The organism is Thermosynechococcus sp. B3 (genome assembly GCF_030323045.1).
Classification (GTDB): domain Bacteria; phylum Cyanobacteriota; class Cyanobacteriia; order Thermosynechococcales; family Thermosynechococcaceae; genus Thermosynechococcus.
In genome coordinates this window covers 2,318,253-2,339,299 of sequence record NZ_CP097584.1, presented here as the reverse complement: position 1 = coordinate 2,339,299, position 21,047 = coordinate 2,318,253, and the positions used below count along the sequence as shown (strand labels likewise).

The following is a 21,047-nucleotide window of genomic DNA, read 5'->3' as shown; positions in this document are numbered from 1 at the left end:
AGGACTCAACCCCTTGCCAGTCTGTGGCTGCGCAACCAATCCAAAATCAGGCCATTGACGCGATCGGGCTGCTCATCGTGGGGGCAGTGACCGGTTTGATCTAGCTCCACCACTTGCATTCTTGGCTGTGCCTGTTGAAACCGTTGACTTAGCGCAGGCGGGATGAAGCGATCCTGTTTGCCCCAGATCAGCAATAGGGGTTGGGACACCGTTTTGAGCATCGTTTTAGCACTGGGGCCAAAGTCTGTACGACTCATGGCGCGGGTTATTTGCACAAAGGCGCGATCGCTACCATCGTCATAGGCAGGCGTGAGCAGGATTTCCAATAATTCATCATCCACACAATCAGGGTTGGCGTAGGCCAATTGTGCCCAACGCTTGACAATGAAGGGACGGCGAATCGCGTAAAAAAGGGTGCGCAGCAGCCAAGGAGCCGTAAAAATCTGTTCAATTCCGCTCACAAGGGGGGCGATCGCCCTCGGAATCAACTCCTCGCGCACCGCTGGATCCGGCAGACTCAGCATCACCACCCCTGCCGCCATCTGCGGATAGCGATAAGCACAGGTCAGGGCAATCAACGCCCCAATGGAGTTGCCAACAATCACCGCTGGCTGCCCGACAATCTTCTGCCAAAAGGCATGAACCTGAGCCGCCCAAAACTCAGCCCCATAGGCCGCAATGGGCTTTTCTGCTGCCCCCAACCCCATCAAATCAAGGGCATAGGTCGGCTGATGCTCTCCCAAGAGCCGCAAATTGTATCGCCAGTGCCCTAGAGAAGCCCCAAAGCCGTGGAGCAAGATCACTGGAGACCCCCCATGAGCGGGTCGCCAAAAACTATAGCGACTCTGCCATCCCCGCCAGCACCACTCCCGCTCGACGCCATAACGATAGGGGTCTACCAGTTGTCTCATGCACCTATTCGTCCAATAATGACTTCTATCTTAGTTATGAAGTTTTGCAACAGGTTCATCCAGCCCCAAAAAGGAGTTCGACCTTGAGTCCATCAGCAACAGTACAGACAAAGGATGCGATCGCCCCCCACGGCGGTATCCTCGTCAATCGGATTCTCTCCCCCGAACAAAAACAGGCGTGGCTCGCCCGTGCCGATCAATTGCCCCGCATTACCCTCGATGAACGCGCTGTCTCCGATTTAGAACTCATCGCCATTGGTGGCTTTAGTCCCCTGACCGGCTTTATGGGACAGGCCGACTACGAGCGGGTCGTTGAAGAAATGTACCTTGCCAATGGGTTGCCTTGGTCAGTTCCCATTACCCTCTCCGTCAGTGCGGAGGTGGCGGCTCCCCTAGAAATTGGCCAAACCATTCGCCTCGATAACGCAGCCGGTCAGTTTTTGGGAATTCTTGAACTCACCGAAAAATATACCTATGACAAACGCCGTGAGGCGCGCTGTGTCTATCGCACCGAAGATGACAAACACCCCGGTGTCAAGGTGGTCTATGAACAGGGAGAAGTCAACCTTGCAGGCCCGATTTGGCTCCTAGAGCGGCATCCCCATCCCCAATTTCCCAACTACTGCATTGATCCGGTGGATTCCCGTACCCTCTTCCGTGAAAAAGGTTGGCGCACGATCGTCGGTTTCCAGACCCGCAACCCGATCCACCGCGCCCATGAATATATCCAAAAATGTGCCCTTGAAATCGTCGATGGTCTCTTTTTGCATCCCCTCGTAGGTGCCACCAAGGAGGATGACATTCCCGCCGATGTGCGGATGCGCTGCTATGAAATCATGCTCGAGCACTACTTCCCCAAAGATCGGGTGATTCTGGCCATTAATCCGGCAGCGATGCGCTATGCAGGGCCACGGGAAGCCATTTTCCATGCCCTCGTCCGCAAGAACTACGGCTGTACCCATTTCATTGTTGGTCGCGATCACGCTGGTGTGGGGGACTACTACGGCACCTACGACGCCCAACATATCTTCGATGAATTTGATCCAGCGGCCTTGGGGATTATTCCCTTGAAATTTGAGCATGCCTTCTACTGCACCCGCACCCAGTCTATGGCCACCAGTAAAACCAGTCCCAGCAAACCCGAAGAGCGCATTCACCTCTCAGGGACAAAGGTACGGGAAATGCTGCGCCGGGGCGAATTGCCACCTCCAGAGTTTTCGCGTCCAGAAGTAGCAGCAGAACTGGCACGCGCCATGCGACAACCGCAACTCACGCCATAGCCTAAACATAAAACGAGGGGGTCAAGCTGACGGCAGCAAGACCCCTAACGAAGTTAGCAATGACGAAGTAACTCAACAACTAACGTGGACAAAACGTGGTTTTAGCTGGCGATCCAAACCCCCACTAGGCGATCTCAACCGATCAAGCTTGGAGCATGGACACTAGGTAATGAATTGCTGTCAACGTTGACGACCTTGGATACTGGGAGGTTACCTAGCTTTGCCTTAACTCCCATGGACGACAGGATGGGGACTTCGGCAGTAACCACACAAACGATAAGGCTGGATAAAGCGAGAAGACAACTATACAACGGTGAAGCTCAAAGGATTGGTTTTGATATTACTCGCAAGACAGGAGTGAGATTTATCTTGGAGTAACTTTGCTTTATCCCGAACTCAAGGACTGGGAGGCACAAGCCTTAAGTTCACTCTTATCGTTAACCTTTCTTTCTGTGCCTACTTTTAAGTTAGCATAGGCCTTTGGGAATGCTCAAATGTTAACGGAAAATTCAATATCTGAAATATTCCTTAACTGATTCTGAAATATGTCGTTAGATTCAGTGGTTGCAACCTTTTGGTGGTATCCTTAGCGCTGAGCGTTATCTCTAGGTTTTAACAGTTTGGGCGATCGCCCCAAGCTCATAAAAAAAACTAAAAAAACTGCACCAGCCCCCTAATTGCCGCTATGGCGGAGCTGATGCGGAAGGAATACTAGTTATTTTTACCTGTAAAGTCTCTACAGGGATTCTGCTTGCGGAAGACAGTAACTAACTCTTACGGGAGGGCGTTCCCGTGAAGGGCTGTGCTCCTGTAGAAGGATAGTGATCATTGCGAGGGGTGAAGATGCGCCCAAATGCCTCCATCAAAAAGACCATCATACTTTGCAGTTTCTCACGTAGTGCTTTTAACATAGGTCAACTCCTAAAGAAAGCGATTTAGGCTTCAGCCTTTGGCTTAATGATTGAACACCGCAGGAAAAACTTGAAACTTGCTCTCCCGAAGCAACGGAATCGGACTTCGCCTCAAGATCATTAGGTACAGCCCTTTTCACATGAATGGAACACACTCAAAACAAGTAAGGCTCCTATGTAAGGCTCCTATAGAGGAGGTTCATTTCCCCTTATGCAGCCCGTACTTAGAAAAGGGCTGTAAAGGCTGTACTTTTAGTATAAAAAATCAGACCAGTTACCTGAGAGGGTTTGAGACAATTTTTTATATGCTGAATAAGAAAGTTATTCATTTGTGAAATTTTGCTCTGAATGATATCACACCCATGACATTTATTCCCCCTCTTTCTGATCTTTCACTGCGGGCACAGGTGGCGCAGATGGTGGTTGTACGAGCCAGTGGCTACCTCTACGACAGCCAGATTCAGTATCCCGCTTGGGAGCCGCCCCAAAACACCTTAAAACACTGGATTAAAGACTGGGGAGTTGGTGGGGTGATTCTCTTGGGGGGCAGTGCCGTCGAAGTGGCAGAACGCTGTCGGCAACTCCAATCTTGGGCCACGATTCCACTGTTACTAGCGGCGGATATTGAGGAGGGGGTTGGTCAACGCTTCAGTGGTGCCACACAATTTCCCCCGCCAGCAGCTTTAGGTGCCATTGCCCAAAAGAACCAAAAACGGGCGGTTGACCTTGCAAAGGAAATGGGGGCATACACCGCAGCCGAAGCTTTAGCCATTGGCTTGAATTGGGTTCTCGCCCCGGTGGTGGACGTGAATAATAATCCCGCAAACCCAGTGATTAACGTGCGTGCCTTTGGCGAGGAGCCAGACATTGTGAGTACCCTTGCAACCGCGTTTATTCAAGGGGCACGTGCCTATCCAGTGCTCACAACGGCAAAGCACTTTCCCGGCCATGGGGATACAGCCACGGATTCGCATTTGGAACTGCCCGTGATTCCCCACGATCGCGATCGCCTGCAAGCCATTGAATGGCCGCCCTTTGTTGCTGCCATTGCCGCCGGGGTGGATACCGTCATGAGCGCCCATGTCCACCTACCCACCTTGGATGCCGAGCGACCCGCCACCCTGTCTCCCCCGATTCTCACGGGAATCCTGCGCCAAGAGATGGGGTTTAAGGGTCTAATTGTGACCGATGCTTTGGTCATGGGGGCGATCGCCAACACCTACGGTACCGCCGAAGCTGCCGTCAAAGCCGTAGAAGCAGGTGCCGATATTCTGCTCATGCCCTTGGATCCGCCGGCAGCCATTGAAGCGGTGGTTGCCGCCGTTGAGTCAGGGCGGATTCCTCCTGAGCGCATTCAGGCCGCTGTAGCCCGCATTCAAGCCGCGAAGGCTCGCCTTCAGCCTCTAGCATTACAGTTGGACTATTTCCAAACGACACCAGCCGTTGAGGTGGCCACCACCATTGCCCAAGACAGTCTCGAGCGGGCTGGCCAAGCCTTGCAACCTGTGCCCTTAGGGGTGAATTGTCTGATCGTGGATGATGCTCTACACGCTAGCTTTTTGAACCGTACTTGTCCCGCATTGACACTGCCCCCCACTTGGGGCTTTGACCAACGGGTGGTGATTGATCAGCAAACGCCCCTCACCATGATTGAGGGCTTCCCCAAGGCACCGACCTTAGTGCAGGTGTTTAGTCGTGGCAATCCCTTCCGAGGCAAAGCGGGTTTAAGTGCGCCAGCGATCGCCACCCTCGAACGACTGCAAGCCCAAAATCAACTGGCGGGTCTGGTGGTCTATGGCAGTCCCTACGCCTACCGCGAAATTGCCCAGCATCTGCACTCCGACGTGCCCCGCGTTTTTAGCTATGGGCACTACAGCATCGCCCAAGGTCTGGCTCTAGCGTACTTGCTAAAGGTTTCTTGATCTTTTGCGAGGGAATCGATAGGGAACCCCTATACTCTCTGTACGTCCCTAGAGATACCCCCATAGAGCTTGGTCTTTCATCACCATGATTCAGTTTCCCACTGCGGTTGGCTTGGCAACGCTCTACACAGTCACCACAACGCTGGCGATCGCCCCCCTGAGTTTCGCCGCCCCTCAGTCTTGGCTCGATCAACCGCCGCGCAACTGGAATCCCAACCTTCCTATCCTAGATATTCCCCCACGGGGCAATCCTGATCCCAGTGAGTTGAACCGCTGTCGCAGCACCCTACGTTCTCCCCAATCCATGGCCGATCGCCTGATCCAACAGCGAGGCTGGTATCTCGTGGGCACCCCGATTCGCCATCAGAATGTGGAAATTATTCTTGGCAATAGTCGCTTTGATGGCATGTGTCGCCCGATGGGGTATCAGGCCTTTGTTTTTTCCGGAGGACGTTACTTGGGAACGCTATCGCCGAATCTCATGGATTCCCGCGCTGATGGCTCATTCCTAGGCGAGGTCAAGTTCCAAAACGATGGCACCTTCACCGCAGACTTTGCCCGCTACACGCCCAATGATCCCCTCTGTTGCCCCAGTCGCATCAGTACTGTCACCTATCGCCTCGCAGGGGGACTCCTACCCCTGCCGCGCTTGGTGCCTGTGGCGGTTTCCACACAAGCAACAGCAAATAACCCTCCCTCCCAACCCCCAGAACTGAGCCTCAGCGGTCAACGCTGGCGTCTCAGACGCATTGGCAATCAAGCCGTGCCAGTGGATACCGCCTTTATTGAGTTTGATAGTGCTAACCGCCGTGCCAATGGTTTTACGGGCTGTAATAGCTTTAATGGTGGCTACACCGCCAACGGCCCGCGTCTGCTTTTTGCCCCCTTAGCCACCACCCAACGCCTCTGCGGCCAAGAACCCCTTCAGAGTGTGGAAACCCAGATGCTACAGGGGCTAAGTCGCACCAATCGCTACCGCGTTCAAGGAAATACGCTGCAACTCTTTGAGGGCAATCGCCTGCTATTGACCTTTGAAGCGGGTGCGACGGAAAGTCCCCTCAGTGGCCGCTGGCAACTGCAGCGCCTAGCCAATATGCCGATGCCACCGCGCAATCCCATGAATACGGCGTTTATTGAGTTTGATAGCAATGCCCAGCGAGCAACGGGCTTTAGTGGCTGCAATAACTTTAACGGTGGTTACAGCGTCAATGGCCAGCAATTGCGGTTTTCGGCAGTGGCGACAACGCGGCGCGCCTGTATTGGCCAACGGGCACAAAGGATGGAGATGTCGTTTTTACAGACCCTTGAGCAAACGAACCGCTACCGCATTGAGGGAAATACATTGACGTTCTATGATGGCGATCGCCCCCTTGCGATGTTCCAGCGAACACCCTAGGGAAGATCTGCAATCTTAGTGACTTTTCATGACTGAGAAACCTCGTCCCCGCAAAAAAAACCGACCGATCGCGACCCGCCCTCCTCGCCCCCAGCGACGCACCCCAGCTCAACCAATTCGGAAAGCACCCCCAACTGCCGAGGATGCCCCCGAACTCCTCTATGGCCGCCATGCCGTGCTCTCAGCCCTTGAAAGTGGCCGCCCCTGCAACCGTATTTGGGTGATTCCCTCGCTGCGCTACGATCCACGTTTTCATCAACGCTTGAATGAAGCTAAACAGCAGGGGGCGATTATTGATACCGTGACCCCCGAACGCCTCGATCAACTGTGCCAGGGGGGGCGCCATCAGGGGATCGCCCTTCAGGTGGCTGCCTATCACTACTGGTCCCTTGAGGATCTCTTGGCCAAGGCCGCAACCGTGAATCAACCAGTACTCTTGGCTGCCGATGGTATTACGGATCCGCAAAATCTTGGTGCCATGATCCGCACTGCGGAAGCCCTGGGCATGCAAGGGGTGATTATTCCTCAACGGCGAGCCGTGGGCATTACTGCAACAGTGGCCAAAGCCGCCGCCGGCGCCCTAGAGTATTTGCCGGTGGCACGGGTGATTAACCTCAACCAAGCCCTTGAAACCCTTAAAGAAGCCGGCTACTGGATCTATGGCCTCTCGGAACGTGGCGCGGTGCCCCTACCGAAAATTACCTTCGAGCGCCCCACGGTCTTTGTGGTTGGTAGTGAAGGGGAAGGAATTAGCCTGCAAACGCAAAAGCACTGCGATGAAATTGTCGCCATTCCCTTGGCGGGGCGCACCAATAGCCTAAATGCCTCAGTGGCGGTGGGCATTGCCCTCTACGAGATCAGTTGTCAGCGATCGCCCGCTTGGGATTTGACCCAAGCATTAGAGGCCTAGGAAACCGCTACCACAGACCGCAGGGCAAAAATTTTATTGAGAACCGCCTCGACCACCTTATCGGGAGTGGAGGCACCGGACGTAATGCCAATGGTGATTGGGCGATCGGGCAGCCAGTTCTCGGTAACAGTGAGAGCGTGATGCAGCGGTTTGTGTTCAATGCGATTCCCCGGCCCAATGCGATCGGCAGAATCAATGTGGTAGGAAGGAATCCCATGTTCAATGGCAATTTCTTGGAGATGGGTGGTATTTGATGAGTTGTAGCCACCGATCACCACCATCAGATCTAAGGGTTCCTTGACCAAGTTCAGCATTGCATCTTGGCGTTCTTGGGTGGCATCGCAAATCGTGTTGAAGCTCATGAAGTGCTCATTGAGGCGATCGGGACCATACTTTTGGATCATCGTGCGTTCAAAGAGTTTGCCAATTTGTTCGGTTTCCCCCTTGAGCATCGTTGTTTGATTGGCAATGCCGACCCGCACCAGATCGCGATCGGGGTCAAAGCCCGCAGAACAGGCCTTGGCAAATTTGGCCATGAAGGCCTCGCGATCGCCTCCCTTGAGGATGTAATCGCAGACATAGCGGGCTTCTTCGAGGTTGAGGACAATCAAATAGGTGCCCGCAAAGGAACTGGTGGCGATCGTTTCTTCGTGGTTGTACTTACCGTGAATGATCGAGGTGAAGCTCACCTTTTTGTGCTTTTCAACACTGTGCCACACTTTCGAGACCCACGGGCAAGTGGTATCGACAATCGTGCAGCCCCGCTCATTCAGCAGTTGCATTTCTTGGACACTGGCACCAAAAGCGGGCAAAATCACCACATCCCCTTGGCGCACCTCACTAAAGTCCTTTGCCCCATTGACCACCGGAATAAATTCCACGGCCATTTGCCGCAGGCGCTCATTCACCGAGGGATTATGGATAATTTCATTCGTGATCCAGATGCGCTCCGTGGGAAAGTGGGTGCGGGTTTCATAGGCCAAGGCAACGGCACGTTCTACCCCCCAACAAAAGCCAAAGGCCTCCGCCAAGCGAATCGTTACATCCCCCTCCTGCCAGCGATAGCCATTGGCGCGGATTTGCTGAATCAGCGAACTTTGATACTCCCCTTGCAGCTGCTGGTTCACCTCCTCGCCGTGGCCAAAGCCTTTGCGGTGGTAGTTTTCGGAACTATGTAGCGATCGCTTGAATGCGCGGGTATCCATTGGCTTTCCTCTGAAGCAATCTGTATGGTATTTTGACACACTCTATAGCGCAACCATGGGGCTAACTCCCCGTTGTGCCAACTCCTGTACCGTTTCTCGCGCCCAGCGATCGGCGGCCAAAATGTCCTCTAGGGTAGGGTTGTTAATGTTTTGGGCAGAGTAGCGATCGCAGGTCATCTCAATCAGACGGGGAATCTCAAGGAACGAAATCGCCTCGGCAATAAAGAGCGCCACCGCCTGTTCATTGGCAGCGTTCAGCACCGCTGGCATTGCCCCACCAGCGCGACCCGCAGCATAGGCCAGCCCCATACAGGGATACTTTTGGTGATCCGGCGATCGAAAGGTTAAATCTCCTGCCTTTACCAAGTCCAGTGATGACCAGTTGGTGGGAATTCGCTCTGGCCACGAGAGGGCATACAACAGCGGCAACCGCATATCTGGCCAGCCCAACTGCGCCAGCACGGAGGTATCCTGCAACTCAATCAGCGAGTGGATAATGCTTTGGGGATGGATCACAATCTCGATATTGTCGTAGTCCATGCCAAAGAGGTAGTGGGCTTCAATCACCTCTAGGCCTTTATTCATCAGGGTTGCCGAGTCCACAGTAATTTTGGGTCCCATTGACCAGTTGGGGTGTTTGAGGGCATCGGCCACCGTCACTTGCGAGAGTTTCTCCACCGGCCAATCACGAAAAGCGCCTCCGGAAGCAGTGAGAATAATTTTCCGCAGTCCTCCCTCGGGCACCCCTTGCAAACACTGAAAAATCGCCGAGTGCTCAGAATCAGCGGGCAAGAGCTTGACACCGTACTCCTGAAGCAGCGGCAAAACCACGGGTCCACCGGCAATCAGCGTTTCCTTATTGGCCAAGGCAATATCTTTACCCGCTTTAATGGCGGCGATCGTCGGCACCAGACCGGCACAACCAACAATGCCGGTGACCACAACATCGGCATCCCCATAGGCCGCTACCGTCGCAATACCGGATTCCCCCGCCACCAGTTGCGGTTTTTGGGGCAGATCGGCCAGTGCCGCCTCTAACTCTGGCAGTTGCTTGGCATCGGCAATACTGACAATCTCCGGCTGAAATTGGCGAATTTGCGGAATCAGTCGCTCCAAGTTACGACCCGCCGCAAGGCCAACGACACGAAAGCGATCGGGATATTGGGCAACAATGTCAAGGGTTTGGGTACCAATGGAGCCAGTGGAGCCAAGGAGAGTGAGTGCCTTCACAGTTTTTGGGGGAGGGTCAGTGGACACCTTAATATCTACCGCAGGAGGGGACACAAGGCAAACCCATACCTATTCCGTTGAGAATAGCAACAGGCGTTTCTCTAGTCTTTCCCAGTCATGGTGTTACCCCTTTCCCAACTGGTGCAGCAACTAAATCATAAAAAGGCCGAATTTCTCAGCTATGACACCGCCCTAGCTCAGGTGCGACAGGCCTATCAACAGGCTCTCAAGACATGGCAGCAACAAACCATTGCCGACATCACCGCTGCCATTGATCCCCAGATCCCAGATTGGGGGGCACGTCCCATTGAACCGTGGCATCAGGGGTGGCGCATTCCCTTGGAGATCCAGTGGCCCCATCGTCAGGCGGCGCAGGAGTGGGCAATGACTCAACTCATGGATGTCACCACTGTGGCGGTGGATGGTTCCCAGATTGTGCCCAGTGAAGAGCTATTTTTGCCCGTGGGTGTGGTACAGGCGGGGTGGTTTCTCAATCCCCATCGGCGCGATCGCCCCTACGCCAAGGAAATTGTCCTTGAACTAATTACACCAGCGGAACTGCGCCAAGCGGAAGAACAGTTGCGACAGCCGCAAATTTATCGCTTCCACGAACGCTATATCCATCTGCGCCGCTTTGAACTGGAATTAAAAACCCTACGGGAGCGCATGGCCGAGGTAACCGCACCCGCATTACTATTGTTTGATGGCTCCTTTGTGGCCACGTTTGCCGAGTCCTATGCCCCCGAGTGGCAGAGGCGATATGTGGCGGCACTGTGCCAAACCCTTGCCGCGAGCCGGCAACACCAGATTCCCTTGGTGGCCTATATTGATAGCTCTCAGGCACGGGATTTGGTGACTCTTTTAGGACATCTGGAGCAGCTGGCGCCGAGTCCCCACCTCTCGGATGCCCAACTGTTGAGCACGGTGTTGACCCAATGGGGCGATCGCTCCCCTGTGTTTATCTGCGATCGCGGGGGCATCCTCGAACGGTATGGCCCTTGGGCTAAGAACATTGGCTTTTGCTACCTCAAGGCCCATCAGGGCTATCCTGTGCGCCTCGAACTCCCCCTGTGGCTCTACGAAGCGGGCTTACTGGATCAGGTGATTCGCTGGCTCTGCGGTGAACTGATTACGGGTCAAGGGTACCCCTACGCCCTCGAAGCGGCGGATCAATTGGCCGTTCTCCAAGGGAGCGATCGCCAAGCCTTCCTCAAGCAATTGCAAGTCTGGGCAGAGGGCGTCGGCATGGAACTGCGCTTTAGTCGCAAATGGGTAAGTAAGCAGCAGCGGCGTTAGCTCTATTGGGACGAATTTTGCAGCGCCTTCAGTGCCTGTTCCAATTCCCCTTGCGACCTCGGCATCCAGTCTTTGCCCCGCAATCGCCGCAACATTTCTAGGGCTTCCTCACGGGTTTGACCAGTATTTTGTTGGTGCCGTTGCCAGAAGTCGTCCCACCAGCCGGGGGGTTGCTGCTTGCTGCCTGTGTATTCCGTGGGGCGCCCAGTGTCACCATCAATGACGAGGCTGCCGACATAATCGGCATTGCTATAGACCTTGGCAATTTGATCCTTGATGTGGCGCATATCCTCGGCAGCAACAACGCCATTATCGGTGGCTTTATAAAATTGCACCGTGACGCGGATGGGGAAGCGGGGATCCCGCTCGATCGGCAGGTTATCAATTTCAGTGAAGGGGCCTTCCACCTTGCCATAACTAATGACTGCCGCCTCCACATTGGAACGACCAGCGCTAGGTGCTGCCTCCATGAGGGCGGGGGCGGGCATCGAGAAAGGGGGCATAACCGATCGGGGCCGAGGGGCTTGCTTCAGGGGCACTTGGATCAGCATCACCATATTCATCCCCGCCGCTTCCGCTTGGGCAGAGGTAATCTCACCACCACCAGTTCTCACCCCAAAATCACTGGCGCGTTGTCCCACTAGGCTCGCCCGTTCGCCATTCTTATTGAAAAACAGTCGCTGCCCCCACGTCTGCCCCGCTTCAAAGGCATCCCGCTTGTTGTCAATAACGGTGGCGCTGGTACCTTGGCGAGTGACGAGAATTGCTAAAACCGCTGGATTTTTTTCGTAGCTCTGGTAATTAAACAGCACAGGGTTAAAGGTGGCTTCCCCTTGGGGTGGAATGGGTAGGAAACAGGCTTGGGCACTCACCAGCACATGGCTATCGCGATCGGCCAAAAGGGAGCGACGATTCCCTGCCCAGGAGCGGGGATTGTGGAGATACTTGCGGAAGTTACCGAGAAATTCCTTGAGGTTGACCCGTTGAAGCGGCTTGCCCTTTTCATTGCCCACCAAGATAAAGAAGCGTTCGAGGGGAATATCCGCTGTGCGATCGCTAAAATTGGGAAAGCGAATCACGGGCATCAGACTCAGTTCATAACCCTTGGTGCGTGGGTTGTACTGCTGAATTTGAATCGTCATGTCACTGATATTAGGGCCGACGGCAGAGTTGTGGTAGCGAGCGGTGTCCTCCCATGTGATGTCAAGAATGTTCAAGCCATATTGCTCGGCAAGCCGCCGCGCTTCTGAGTTGTGGATCATGCTGCGGGTGCGCTCAATGACTTGGCGGTAGCGATCGTAGTCAGCCACAGAAACGCGCGGTGGCGGTTCAGGTTTAGGGAGTGGCGAGGGGTTTGACTCAATTCCCCAATTGGGCTGACCTTGGGCAGAGGACATAAAGTTTTCTCCTGGGGAGAGCAACTTCCCCGCTAAAAGGGTACCGAGAGCGAGTAAACCAATGAGGCCAAGGGAGAGTTTGAGGGGCACAGCCATAGCAGCGTTCTGAATCCTACCCTCTAGCCTAGTCAAGGAAACTCAAAATCCTGCCATGGTTTCACTTTTTGCAACAGGGTTTTAGGATCAAAAAGCATCCTTGCCCGCAAATTGCCTGTGTTATCCGCTGCTGAAATTCGCGATCGCGCCACCCACCTCAAATCAACACTTCCCCCCCATGTCCGCCTCATTGCCGTGAGTAAGTTTATGCCAGCGGCCGCGATTCGGGCTGCCTACGAGGCCGGCATTCGGGATTTTGGCGAAAGTCGCGTCCAGGAAGCGGCCAGTAAACGCACTGAATTGGCTGACCTCACGGATATTACCTGGCATCTCATTGGCCATCTGCAAACCAATAAAGTGCGGCAGGCGCTGCAACTCTTTGACTGGATTCACACCGTTGACCGCTGGAAATTAGCTGAGCGCATCAATGCCATTCTCAGGGAAACCGACGCCCCCAGTCCCCACTGTCTACTGCAGGTGAAGCTCCGCCCCGACCCCCAAAAACACGGCTGGGAAAGATCCGAACTGGAAGCAGCCCTTCCCCAACTCGATGCCCTCTCCCATCTGCGCTGCTGTGGCCTGATGACGATTCTGCCCTTGGGGTTGCCCCCCGCAGAGCAATTGCAAGTCTTTCAGGAATTGCGGGCTTGGGGCGAGGAACTGCGTACAAAACCGTGGCAGCAGCTGCAGTGGCAGGAGTATTCCATGGGTATGACGCAGGACTATCCCCTTGCGGTGCAAGCTGGGGCAACCATGGTGCGCATTGGCACGGCTATTTTTGGCGATCGCCAAGCAACGCTAGAAATTCACCACGAGTAATGCCCTTGGAAGGGGTTGGTTCGGGAATCATCACCGGTGGCGGAAAGAGGGGACTGCCCGGCGACCAAAGTTCAACGCTATCGCAGTGCTGATCGTAGTACTCAGGATCAGTGGTGACCCGCACCGCTTGGGGTAGGCCGGAGGCAAGGTAGGCCACATCCACGCGATCGCCCGCTGGGGAATGACGCGGCGCATCATACAGATAATGCCAAACCAAAGCACGGGGCGAACAGGTCAGAACTGGTTCAGGGGTGGGGGCAGCTTTTGCGACTTGAGGGGTATAGAGCGTTGGGGTTTCCCGCAGGCGGCGGGCTTGCAGGGGCAAAGGGCAGTAACTTTTCCTCTAGGGCAGCCGGCACACTCAGCACGCGGGCACGGCGCGATCGCCCCTGCCACCCTGTCATTGCTTGAACCCTATCTAAAACCACGTCTTCCGCTTAAAAAGCAACACCACCCTATTGGGGCGCACATTGGGCTGCAAACCTGTTACGTATTCCTCGTTGCCAAAATTGGGATGCACCGTTTCATCCTCCACAAAAGAATCCACTAGCTCCCAACCCTGCTTACCCAGCTTTTCTACCTCACTCTCCAACTCCATCAGGGAAACTTCTTTTGCGGAAAATTTTGGGTACGCACCTAAAGATACTGTTTTTGCCGTAACATATACTGTCTTGTACTCCCACTTGCTATTCGGGAAAAGTCCCCCTAGCAACAGCATGAGGAAGATCGCAAGGGCTGATGTCGCCGTAATGGTTTGATTATAGAACTGAAACCGCTGCCCAAATTCCGAGAGACCTGTTTGCAGTGTTTCCTGAATAACCGCTTGCGGGGGTGGGGGGGATAGCGGTTCGGCATATTCCCATTCAGGGGTTCCCCCAGTTTTGCGCCCATAAAATTTCACGAAGTTGATCCGTCCCAAGGGTTGCCGATTTAGGATATCCACAGTTTGATCCGCTAGAGCCGTAAAGTCCACTGTTTTGTCCCTAGGGCGATTGAAAATCACTGTGAGTTGAGAGCCTGTTTGTGAAACTTCAACCGTCACTGCTTCACTGGCGATCGCGCCTTGGATCGCTTGCTTGATAGCCTCAAGATTCGTTTTCATCACTGCTCATCCCACAATATCTTTGCCTAAGTTTTATCCATTGGAGTAAGGATGCAATATGCACCGCTACGCCTTTTTTCTCCGTCCAGTCAAAGCCAAAAGCTACACTAAAAGAGCGATGCCGCAGGAACCAAGCAACAGACTGCAAGATGACTAGACCTGCTATTTTCTAGCCCGCACAGTCCTATACCTTTCGATAACTACGCTCAACTGCGCATCGAGTATCCCCTCACCGTCAGTGACCAGCTTAAAGGCTCCCTCGACTACTACCTTTACGCTGTCGGCAAGCTGCTGGTGGTTGAAGCCCAAAATGCTGACCTTGCCAAAGGCTTTACCCAACTGGCCGTTGAACTGATTGCCCTCGACCAATAGACAGAGAGTCCGCAGCCCATCCTGCAAGGGGCAGTTTCCACCGGGGATATTTGGCAATTTGGCCTCCTGCATCGAGCGCAAAAGCAAATTCAACAAAGCCTAACCCTGTACCGCGTTCCCGACGACGATCTTGAGACTTTGATGCGGATTCTTGTTAAGATTTTGGAGCCAAATTAATTTTTATTCCTGCAACAACAATCGTAGTGCTGCCAAGACCCGCCGAGGATTCTGGTGATGCAGTGCCATGCCCAACCAATAGGCCGCTTCCTCCTGTCCCATTTCCTCAATCCCCATCACACAGGCCATCATTTTGTCGCGACTGCGCATCGGCGCCAACACCCGAAAAATTAACCCTAGCCGTAGTGCCACCTCTTCTGTCAGGGAATACACCTGAGGTTCATGGGGCAGTACTTTCCCCAGCTTCACGCGCGATCGCGCCAATTGCCGTAGCACCCGCTCTTCAATGAGGGCAAGATGTCGTCCTCCTAAGCCCCCCAAACGCAAGGGCTTCACCAGATCGGGCGTTGCCACCGCAGGTAGTTGCCACACCTCCATGTGCAGATCACTGGCACGGCTATAGGTCACCCGCAGTTGATAATTCGGCTGGCCAAGGGCAGACTCTAGGCTGGGAAGGGGAGCCGCTGTCGTTGTTGGGGTCATGCTACATCTCTAAGGTCTCAGGATCAATGCTCAGTTCTTGCAGTTTAGCTGCTGCCCGTGGCCACTGATGAAAATCTGCACTACCCAAACGGCAATCTTAGGCCCAGTCTCGACTTAAGATCAATTTAATAGAGGAATGAGCAGGCGATCGCATGCGCTTAACACCTGAACAAGTGACTGGCATTCGCTCTATTGTCAGCGAATTGGCGGGCGAAGAAGCCACCGTTCGCCTTTTTGGTTCTCGTATCTACGATGATCTGCGGGGCGGCGATGTCGATCTACTCGTGGAACTGCCCTATCCAGTGGTATCGCCTGCTCTACTGGCTGCCCGCCTTGCTGGCCGAATCAGCCGCTTTTTGGATGAACGCAATGTTGATGTGGTTTTAGCGGCACCCAATCTCCTCCGTTCGCCCATCCACGAGGTTGCCCGTCAAGAGGGGATTCTTCTGTGATGCTCGATTCGCGACTTGCTGCCCGCTGGCAGTATCTCTCCCAGTTGGTAGAGCGGGAAATTCTACGCTTGGAAGCCACTGACCGGCGTTTGTTTGACCAGCCTTTTACACCAGAGCGTGCTCGTCAATTGACTGAGGATGAGGATTTAGCCGAGCGAGTGGATGCTTTTGTCTGCCGCTTTAGTCGTCTCCAAGATACCGTTGGCGATAAGCTATTGCCGACCTATTTGGCTGTGCACGGCGAGCGTACGGCAACGTTTGCCCAGAATCTGGATCGGGCTGAAAAACTGGGTCTGATCCTCGATGCCCAAGCCTAGATAGATATGCGTAAGCTGCGCAATCAAATGGTGCATGAATAGGTTGAAGATGCGGCAATTTTAGCTTCAGCGCTTGAGGCGGCTCATGGGTTTGTACCGGTATTGATTGCAACTGCTCGCCGTTTGCTCATAAACGCGACGTGAATTCCTCCTAGGTCGCAATTGAGGCACTTGCCTGCACATGGGCTGCCCCCACCCCTTGGCGACAGAGGCGTTCTGTGACCTGCTCTGGGGTATTGCCCGCCAACTCTAATCCTTTGAAAAACTCGATCGCGTAGGTGGCATGAAGTTCTTTCTCACTGGCTGCTCGCATCTGTGCTGCCCAAAAGTCCTTCACAGGTCCTAGATCATTGAGATCGCCCTCGTACTCAAATTCGAGGTGACTGCCCGCCACTGTCTGATAGTTACCCTGCCACGAGACGGTTGTTTTCGTCTCAGGGAGTTGACAGACATAGGCCAGAATCACAAAGGCATCATTTCCCTCCTGTCCCGCCAACGCCCATGCAATTTCTCCCCAAGGAGTGCGTGCCAAAATGCCTGGTGCCAACTGGCGACCGTTGAGCGGATCCGCATTTTCACCATCAAAGGCAGCAACCCCCACCTTTTGCCGAGGCAGTAAGGCTGGATCAATAAACTCATTGAGGTGACTAGCATTTGCAAGATTGCCTAGGATATGTCACAGGGCGATAAGGGCATGGGTTTTCCCGCCGCCATAGCTGGTATCAAGGCGAAAAATTGCTCCCACCTGCTCATGGCTGCCCTGAAGTCGCTGGCAAACACTGGTGAGTAATTGCCGCAATCCCCGCGTGGGATGGGTATGGGCAAAAAATTGCTGTGGGTCTTGATAGGCGGGTGGTGCTTGACCGCGAATCACCTGCGCTAAATCTGCCGCGAAATCTGAGTCGACGATCTGCCCTTGACGGACATCCGCACGGGGCGTACACACTTGAAACAGGGACGGTAAACCCGCCTCCATGAATTGGGGTCTCCTAATTTAGCTTACTTAGAAGCCTCACAGTCTTTTGCCCTCACTTTACAGCTCTTTTCGCAATAATGGCACCTGCTCAACACAGCAGAAGCTGGCCTAGGATAGCTTCCCATTTCCTTCGATGTACCCCGTATTTGAGAAAAGCACTGTGGTGTCGTCACTGAATGTATCCCGAATTTATTTCGATAAAGAACTTATTAATACCAATTCAATTTGAAGATACCGCTAATGGTGGACTCGTTGCGATTTTATTAGGCTTAATGTTACAAAGAGCTGGTCTGAGGCCGTGGCCACCCATTTTGAACGGCAACTACAACGTCTGCGCAGTGACTTGCTGCGACTGGGGACACTGGTGGAAAGTGCCTGTCAGTTGGCCTATGGTGTCTTGATTGAGCGACATCTCCTCAGTGTCGAGCAGTTGATCCAAAGGGAGCGGGACATTGACCGCAGCGCCCAAGAACTCAATCGTGAGGCGATCGCCCTGCTGACATTGCAAGCCCCTGTGGCCGAGGATCTCCGATTTTTGGTCATGCTCTCGCACCTCTGCCGCGATCTAGAGCGGATCGGCGATTATGCCCTTGAAATTGGCCGTGCGGGTCAAACGCTGCTGCGCTATCCACCCCCACCCTGCCTTGAGGACATCCGCGTGATGTTCCAGCGATCGCAACTGTTACTATCGGAAGCCCTATCCGCCATTGCTAATTTGGATCCTGAGGTCGGGCTAGCCCTTGCCAACTGCGATGATGCCGTCGATGCCGACTATCAACGTCTTTATGAGCGACTCTGCACCCCTTTGGATCCGCAAGAACCAGTGGAATTGCGCTTAATCCTCCTGCTGCTGATTCGCAACCTAGAGCGCATTGGTGATCATGCGGTAACCATTGGCCAGCGCGTCTGCTTCATTGTGCGGGGGGAAGACCCCTAGGAAAAATTGACGTTTTATGCTCGCTGTGCGCTGAATTGCGTCCACAACCTTTGAGAATAGAACTAGTCCTAATTCATAAGTGTTGTCGTGCCTGTGCTCGAATCTGAGGATGGGCCTGTTGGGAGGTAAGGCATGAGGTTAAGCCGTCGTTCTTTTTTGTACGGTGCTGCGGCACTGACACTGATGCCGTGGGTTTGGCAAACGGCAGGCGGCTCCTTGGCAGACTCTCTTCGTCCGTGGCGAGCACTCCTGATTGGCATTAACCACTATCCCCAGTTGGTGGGTGTGCCCCCTTTAGGCGGTTGTCTAACGGATGTTGAGCTAGTGAAAAACCTATTGCTAGATGGCTGGGGGCTAGCGGACAGTGACATTACGCTACTGACGGAACAGGCGGCAACCCTCGATGCGGTTCAAGAAACCCTAGGGGTGCTGGAGCACGCTGGTCAGCCCCTGTTAGTTTACTTTAGTGGCTACGGCACGCTTTGGCAGCAACAACCAGCACTGGTTTTCGCCGATGCCACAGCAGCAGGTGAGGGCATCTTACCGCTTGCTGAATTACTGCGTACCAAAGGGGTACAGGTATGGCTCGACACCCGCTTTAGCCCGCCACCCATTGAGGGGGAGATGTTGCGCTGGCGATTTGTGCCGTTGCAACCTGTAGAGAGCCGTGGCACAGGCCAAGTTCCCAAGGATCATCTGCTCTGGGTCGATTTGGGGGTAGAAACGCACCTGAATGGCGTTCCTATGGGACTCTTTACTGCTAGTTTGAGCCATTATCTAGCGGCTTTGGGGGGCGATCGCCCCTTGGCGACCAGCCTGATGTACACCGCCGATGAACTGCGCTGGCAAACTGGGGCAGAAATTCATCTCGTCAGCGATGGATTGCCGGGGAATGTCCCCCTATCCCACGGCTTTGATGGTGTGGTGCAAAGTACCGGTCACGATCGCGCCCTTCAAATCTGGTGTGGCGGCCTCAGTCCTTGGCTATTAGCCCATTGTCATCCCCACAGTCGTTGGAGCACTGCCGATGGTGCCACGGTCGTTGACATGGTTAGTTTTAATGGCATCATGGCTCAGGGGGTAAGTGGTCAGCCCCTGCAAGTGGGCGATCGCCTCTATGAGCAACAACGGCGCCTAGGGAAAAATCTGCAGCTACAAGTGGCACTAGACCCCAAGCTGAGCAAGATTGAGCGGGTAGATGCCATCAATGCGCTGACCAACGAAGAGAACGTTGCTGTGCTCAACGGCAGTGAATCGCTGCCAGATGTGGTTCTCACTAGAAGTGCCACAGGGGGTAGCTATGGATTGGAATGGCCGGTGGGAACGTTGCTCCAACACAGTTGCACAGGTACCAATGAAGCCGCCAAAGCCAGCATCCGTCGCTTGAACCCCCTGCTGAATGTCCTGCTGGCTCAAAAATGGCTGACACTGACCTTGAACCCCACCTCTAGTCAGGTGGCTGTGTGTACAACCCTTGAGCAACTATCGCCAACGGCAAAACTCCTGAGCCGCCAATCCCCCCCCCGCAGCCCCAATCCCCTGCCGGAGGTTCTGAGCACCAAGCTGCCAGCCACGAACTTAGACACGCCCCTCACCTTGGCCAAGGGGGATACTTGCCGCTGGAGCCTCTACAACTATGGCGATCGCCCCCTCAACATTGTTGCCGTTGCTTGGGATAGCAGTCAGGGGATTCTCCTGCTGCCACTGCAAACGCAGTCGTGGCAGTTGGTGGTTGCGCCGGGCTTGAATATTCCCCTTTATACGTGGACGCTGAATCGCCCTTGCCAATGGCTGAAGGTTTTTATCATCAGCAGCGCCCGCCCCCTGACTCGTTTTAGCCAACTGAGTAGCCACCCTAGCCATTCAGAGCCATTGCTAATTTCTGGTGAGGATAGTCTTGCCTTGGTTCTCGGTCTGCTAGGGGATCTCAGCAGTGAACCGGAGGGGAATGAGTTTTCCTTGGATGTGCGGGAGTGGTGTACCCAAGGCTTCACGCTGCGGGTGGTCTAGGCCAAGCGCCGCCGCAACAGGGGTTGAATGAGTAGGCTCATCCCTACGGCAACCGCCAAAAGAATCAGCAGCGCTGCTCCCAAGCTTAGGGATCCCCAAGGCGCCACCATGACCACATCACTAAACTGCCAGTCAGGATGTAAATAGACATAGCGAATTGGTTCAATCGCCAAACTGAGGGGATTGAGGCTGGCAATCCACTGCAACCAGCGCGGCATAAACGACAGGGGCACCAAGGCAGTACTGGCAAAGAGTAACGGCAGGTTGATCACAAAAATCACCGCCAACAGTTCAATGTGACCGGGCAAGGCAAAGGTGAGTCCGAGACTTAGGGCTGTCACACCAAAAACCAAGATTAGTACGGTGGCCAAAACAACCCCAATGCCCGCTAAATTCGGTAGCCCGGTCCCTAGCAGCACCCCTAGGCTGGCGATCGCCACCACCTGAATCAAACTCAGGGTTGTGATGAACAAAGCCGAGGCCAACACAATTGAAAACCGCGAAGCCAATGGCGCCACCAACAGCCGATTCAAAAAGCCAAACTCACGGTCAAACATCACCGGCAGCCCCGCATTGAGGGCGCCACTAAAGGCGGTAAAGACAATAATACCGGCACAGAGAAACTGACCATAATTGGTACTCTCGCCAAACAGACCCTGCGGCACATTCTGGAAGAGAGCCCCAAAGAGGATCAGCCAAATCAAGGGTTGTACCACCCCCGCCACCAGTGTTGAAGGGCGCCGTTGCAGTTGGATAAACAGGCGACGGGTCAAAGCGAGCGTTTCCTGAATGAATTCACCTGAGAAAATACCGGGAACAGCCCTTGCTGAAGCAGTGGTCATAACGCA

21 protein-coding genes and 1 pseudogene are annotated in these 21,047 nt (G+C 54.2%); 11 read left to right on the top strand and 11 right to left on the bottom strand.

The annotated features are described in order from the left end of the window. Window positions 1-5: 5 nt before the first annotated feature. Window positions 6-911 carry an alpha/beta fold hydrolase gene (locus M0646_RS11550; RefSeq protein WP_149821004.1) on the bottom strand — a complete coding sequence of 302 codons (906 nt, stop codon included), beginning with the start codon at window positions 909-911 and terminating at the stop codon, window positions 6-8. A gap of 83 nt (window positions 912-994) precedes the next feature. On the opposite strand from M0646_RS11550, the gene sat reads away from it, so the two are divergent. Next, window positions 995-2,191, top strand: a complete 1,197-nt coding sequence (sat, locus tag M0646_RS11545; RefSeq protein WP_149821001.1) for a sulfate adenylyltransferase — start codon at window positions 995-997, stop codon at window positions 2,189-2,191. Between the two features lie 767 nt (window positions 2,192-2,958). On the opposite strand, the gene M0646_RS11540 is transcribed toward sat, so the two are convergent. Then, complete coding sequence (locus M0646_RS11540; protein ID WP_181495457.1) at window positions 2,959-3,102, bottom strand: hypothetical protein; 144 nt, start codon at window positions 3,100-3,102, stop codon at window positions 2,959-2,961. 362 nt (window positions 3,103-3,464) lie between these two features. Here M0646_RS11540 and M0646_RS11535 point away from each other — a divergent pair, with 362 nt between their 5' ends. The 3 genes from M0646_RS11535 (at window position 3,465) to rlmB (ending at window position 7,330) form a co-directional block, all read left to right on the top strand. Next, window positions 3,465-5,024 carry a glycoside hydrolase family 3 N-terminal domain-containing protein gene (locus M0646_RS11535; RefSeq protein ID WP_286649663.1) on the top strand — a complete coding sequence of 520 codons (1,560 nt, stop codon included), beginning with the start codon at window positions 3,465-3,467 and terminating at the stop codon, window positions 5,022-5,024. Window positions 5,025-5,109: 85 nt separating this feature from the next. Next, complete coding sequence (locus M0646_RS11530; RefSeq protein WP_149820997.1) at window positions 5,110-6,420, top strand: META domain-containing protein; 1,311 nt, start codon at window positions 5,110-5,112, stop codon at window positions 6,418-6,420. Between the two features lie 28 nt (window positions 6,421-6,448). Next, on the top strand, window positions 6,449-7,330 hold the full coding sequence (gene rlmB / locus M0646_RS11525) for a 23S rRNA (guanosine(2251)-2'-O)-methyltransferase RlmB (protein WP_286649662.1): 882 nt from the start codon (window positions 6,449-6,451) through the stop codon (window positions 7,328-7,330). Here the strand turns inward: rlmB and M0646_RS11520 are convergent. Together M0646_RS11520 and M0646_RS11515 are read right to left on the bottom strand one after the other, a co-directional pair. Next, window positions 7,327-8,535 (bottom strand): 4-hydroxy-3-methylbut-2-enyl diphosphate reductase, encoded by a 1,209-nt coding sequence (locus M0646_RS11520; RefSeq protein WP_286625794.1) that lies wholly within the window; start codon window positions 8,533-8,535, stop codon window positions 7,327-7,329. The two genes, rlmB and M0646_RS11520, sit on opposite strands and share 4 nt — an antisense overlap. A 42-nt stretch (window positions 8,536-8,577) precedes the next feature. Next, window positions 8,578-9,765 carry a 1-deoxy-D-xylulose-5-phosphate reductoisomerase gene (locus M0646_RS11515; RefSeq protein WP_286649661.1) on the bottom strand — a complete coding sequence of 396 codons (1,188 nt, stop codon included), beginning with the start codon at window positions 9,763-9,765 and terminating at the stop codon, window positions 8,578-8,580. A gap of 117 nt (window positions 9,766-9,882) precedes the next feature. Here M0646_RS11515 and M0646_RS11510 point away from each other — a divergent pair, with 117 nt between their 5' ends. Continuing rightward, window positions 9,883-11,061, top strand: a complete 1,179-nt coding sequence (locus tag M0646_RS11510; protein WP_286649660.1) for a DNA double-strand break repair nuclease NurA — start codon at window positions 9,883-9,885, stop codon at window positions 11,059-11,061. Between the two features lie 2 nt (window positions 11,062-11,063). On the opposite strand, the gene M0646_RS11505 is transcribed toward M0646_RS11510, so the two are convergent. After that, entirely contained in the window at window positions 11,064-12,554 is a 1,491-nt protein-coding gene (locus M0646_RS11505; RefSeq protein WP_286649659.1) for a hypothetical protein, read from the bottom strand. A gap of 117 nt (window positions 12,555-12,671) precedes the next feature. On the opposite strand from M0646_RS11505, the gene M0646_RS11500 reads away from it, so the two are divergent. Beyond that, window positions 12,672-13,373, top strand: coding sequence for a YggS family pyridoxal phosphate-dependent enzyme (locus tag M0646_RS11500; protein ID WP_149820987.1), 702 nt, complete (start codon window positions 12,672-12,674; stop codon window positions 13,371-13,373). Here the strand turns inward: M0646_RS11500 and M0646_RS11495 are convergent. Then, window positions 13,327-13,698, bottom strand: a complete 372-nt coding sequence (locus M0646_RS11495; RefSeq protein ID WP_286649658.1) for a hypothetical protein — start codon at window positions 13,696-13,698, stop codon at window positions 13,327-13,329. The genes M0646_RS11500 and M0646_RS11495 overlap by 47 nt on opposite strands. A gap of 93 nt (window positions 13,699-13,791) precedes the next feature. Beyond that, window positions 13,792-14,475 carry a DUF4177 domain-containing protein gene (locus tag M0646_RS11490; RefSeq protein WP_149820983.1) on the bottom strand — a complete coding sequence of 228 codons (684 nt, stop codon included), beginning with the start codon at window positions 14,473-14,475 and terminating at the stop codon, window positions 13,792-13,794. Between the two features lie 201 nt (window positions 14,476-14,676). Between M0646_RS11490 and M0646_RS13170 the strand changes: the two are divergent. Then, window positions 14,677-15,024, top strand: a pseudogene (locus M0646_RS13170) (hypothetical protein); the annotation flags it as partial. Between the two features lie 3 nt (window positions 15,025-15,027). On the opposite strand, the gene M0646_RS11480 reads toward M0646_RS13170, so the two are convergent. Continuing rightward, a complete protein-coding gene (locus M0646_RS11480) occupies window positions 15,028-15,507 on the bottom strand; it encodes a hypothetical protein (protein ID WP_286625785.1) in 480 nt (159 codons plus the stop codon). A gap of 152 nt (window positions 15,508-15,659) precedes the next feature. On the opposite strand from M0646_RS11480, the gene M0646_RS11475 reads away from it, so the two are divergent. Continuing rightward, window positions 15,660-15,959 carry a nucleotidyltransferase domain-containing protein gene (locus M0646_RS11475; RefSeq protein WP_286625784.1) on the top strand — a complete coding sequence of 100 codons (300 nt, stop codon included), beginning with the start codon at window positions 15,660-15,662 and terminating at the stop codon, window positions 15,957-15,959. Next, entirely contained in the window at window positions 15,959-16,276 is a 318-nt protein-coding gene (locus tag M0646_RS11470; protein WP_149820979.1) for a hypothetical protein, read from the top strand. The genes M0646_RS11475 and M0646_RS11470 overlap by 1 nt, the downstream gene beginning before the upstream one ends. A 151-nt stretch (window positions 16,277-16,427) precedes the next feature. Here M0646_RS11470 and M0646_RS11465 read toward each other — a convergent pair whose 3' ends face one another. Beyond that, window positions 16,428-16,877, bottom strand: a complete 450-nt coding sequence (locus M0646_RS11465; RefSeq protein WP_286625783.1) for a hypothetical protein — start codon at window positions 16,875-16,877, stop codon at window positions 16,428-16,430. A gap of 75 nt (window positions 16,878-16,952) precedes the next feature. Then, a complete protein-coding gene (locus M0646_RS11460) occupies window positions 16,953-17,252 on the bottom strand; it encodes a hypothetical protein (protein ID WP_286625782.1) in 300 nt (99 codons plus the stop codon). Between the two features lie 298 nt (window positions 17,253-17,550). Here M0646_RS11460 and phoU point away from each other — a divergent pair, with 298 nt between their 5' ends. Together phoU and M0646_RS11450 are read left to right on the top strand one after the other, a co-directional pair. Further along, window positions 17,551-18,189, top strand: coding sequence for a phosphate signaling complex protein PhoU (phoU, locus tag M0646_RS11455; protein ID WP_190278084.1), 639 nt, complete (start codon window positions 17,551-17,553; stop codon window positions 18,187-18,189). Window positions 18,190-18,321: 132 nt separating this feature from the next. Continuing rightward, a complete protein-coding gene (locus M0646_RS11450) occupies window positions 18,322-20,199 on the top strand; it encodes a caspase family protein (RefSeq protein WP_286649656.1) in 1,878 nt (625 codons plus the stop codon). Here the strand turns inward: M0646_RS11450 and M0646_RS11445 are convergent. Continuing rightward, window positions 20,196-21,041: an ABC transporter permease gene (locus M0646_RS11445; RefSeq protein WP_149820969.1), complete on the bottom strand. Its 846-nt coding sequence runs from the start codon at window positions 21,039-21,041 to the stop codon at window positions 20,196-20,198. The two genes, M0646_RS11450 and M0646_RS11445, sit on opposite strands and share 4 nt — an antisense overlap. Window positions 21,042-21,047: the final 6 nt, after the last annotated feature.

What these genes read in the sequence shown, in the direction of transcription:
- M0646_RS11480 (WP_286625785.1), bottom strand. Translation starts at nt 15,507, where the DNA reads ATGACCCCAACAACGACAGCGGCTCCCCTTCCCAGCCTAGAGTCTGCC.
- M0646_RS11510 (WP_286649660.1), top strand. Translation starts at nt 9,883, where the DNA reads ATGGTGTTACCCCTTTCCCAACTGGTGCAGCAACTAAATCATAAAAAG.
- M0646_RS11450 (WP_286649656.1), top strand. Translation starts at nt 18,322, where the DNA reads ATGAGGTTAAGCCGTCGTTCTTTTTTGTACGGTGCTGCGGCACTGACA.
- M0646_RS11505 (WP_286649659.1), bottom strand. Translation starts at nt 12,554, where the DNA reads ATGGCTGTGCCCCTCAAACTCTCCCTTGGCCTCATTGGTTTACTCGCT.
- M0646_RS11445 (WP_149820969.1), bottom strand. Translation starts at nt 21,041, where the DNA reads ATGACCACTGCTTCAGCAAGGGCTGTTCCCGGTATTTTCTCAGGTGAA.
- M0646_RS11490 (WP_149820983.1), bottom strand. Translation starts at nt 14,475, where the DNA reads ATGAAAACGAATCTTGAGGCTATCAAGCAAGCGATCCAAGGCGCGATC.
- M0646_RS11530 (WP_149820997.1), top strand. Translation starts at nt 5,110, where the DNA reads ATGATTCAGTTTCCCACTGCGGTTGGCTTGGCAACGCTCTACACAGTC.
- M0646_RS11550 (WP_149821004.1), bottom strand. Translation starts at nt 911, where the DNA reads ATGAGACAACTGGTAGACCCCTATCGTTATGGCGTCGAGCGGGAGTGG.
- M0646_RS11520 (WP_286625794.1), bottom strand. Translation starts at nt 8,535, where the DNA reads ATGGATACCCGCGCATTCAAGCGATCGCTACATAGTTCCGAAAACTAC.
- rlmB (WP_286649662.1), top strand. Translation starts at nt 6,449, where the DNA reads ATGACTGAGAAACCTCGTCCCCGCAAAAAAAACCGACCGATCGCGACC.
- M0646_RS11535 (WP_286649663.1), top strand. Translation starts at nt 3,465, where the DNA reads ATGACATTTATTCCCCCTCTTTCTGATCTTTCACTGCGGGCACAGGTG.
- M0646_RS11540 (WP_181495457.1), bottom strand. Translation starts at nt 3,102, where the DNA reads ATGTTAAAAGCACTACGTGAGAAACTGCAAAGTATGATGGTCTTTTTG.
- M0646_RS11460 (WP_286625782.1), bottom strand. Translation starts at nt 17,252, where the DNA reads ATGGAGGCGGGTTTACCGTCCCTGTTTCAAGTGTGTACGCCCCGTGCG.
- M0646_RS11475 (WP_286625784.1), top strand. Translation starts at nt 15,660, where the DNA reads ATGCGCTTAACACCTGAACAAGTGACTGGCATTCGCTCTATTGTCAGC.
- M0646_RS11470 (WP_149820979.1), top strand. Translation starts at nt 15,959, where the DNA reads ATGCTCGATTCGCGACTTGCTGCCCGCTGGCAGTATCTCTCCCAGTTG.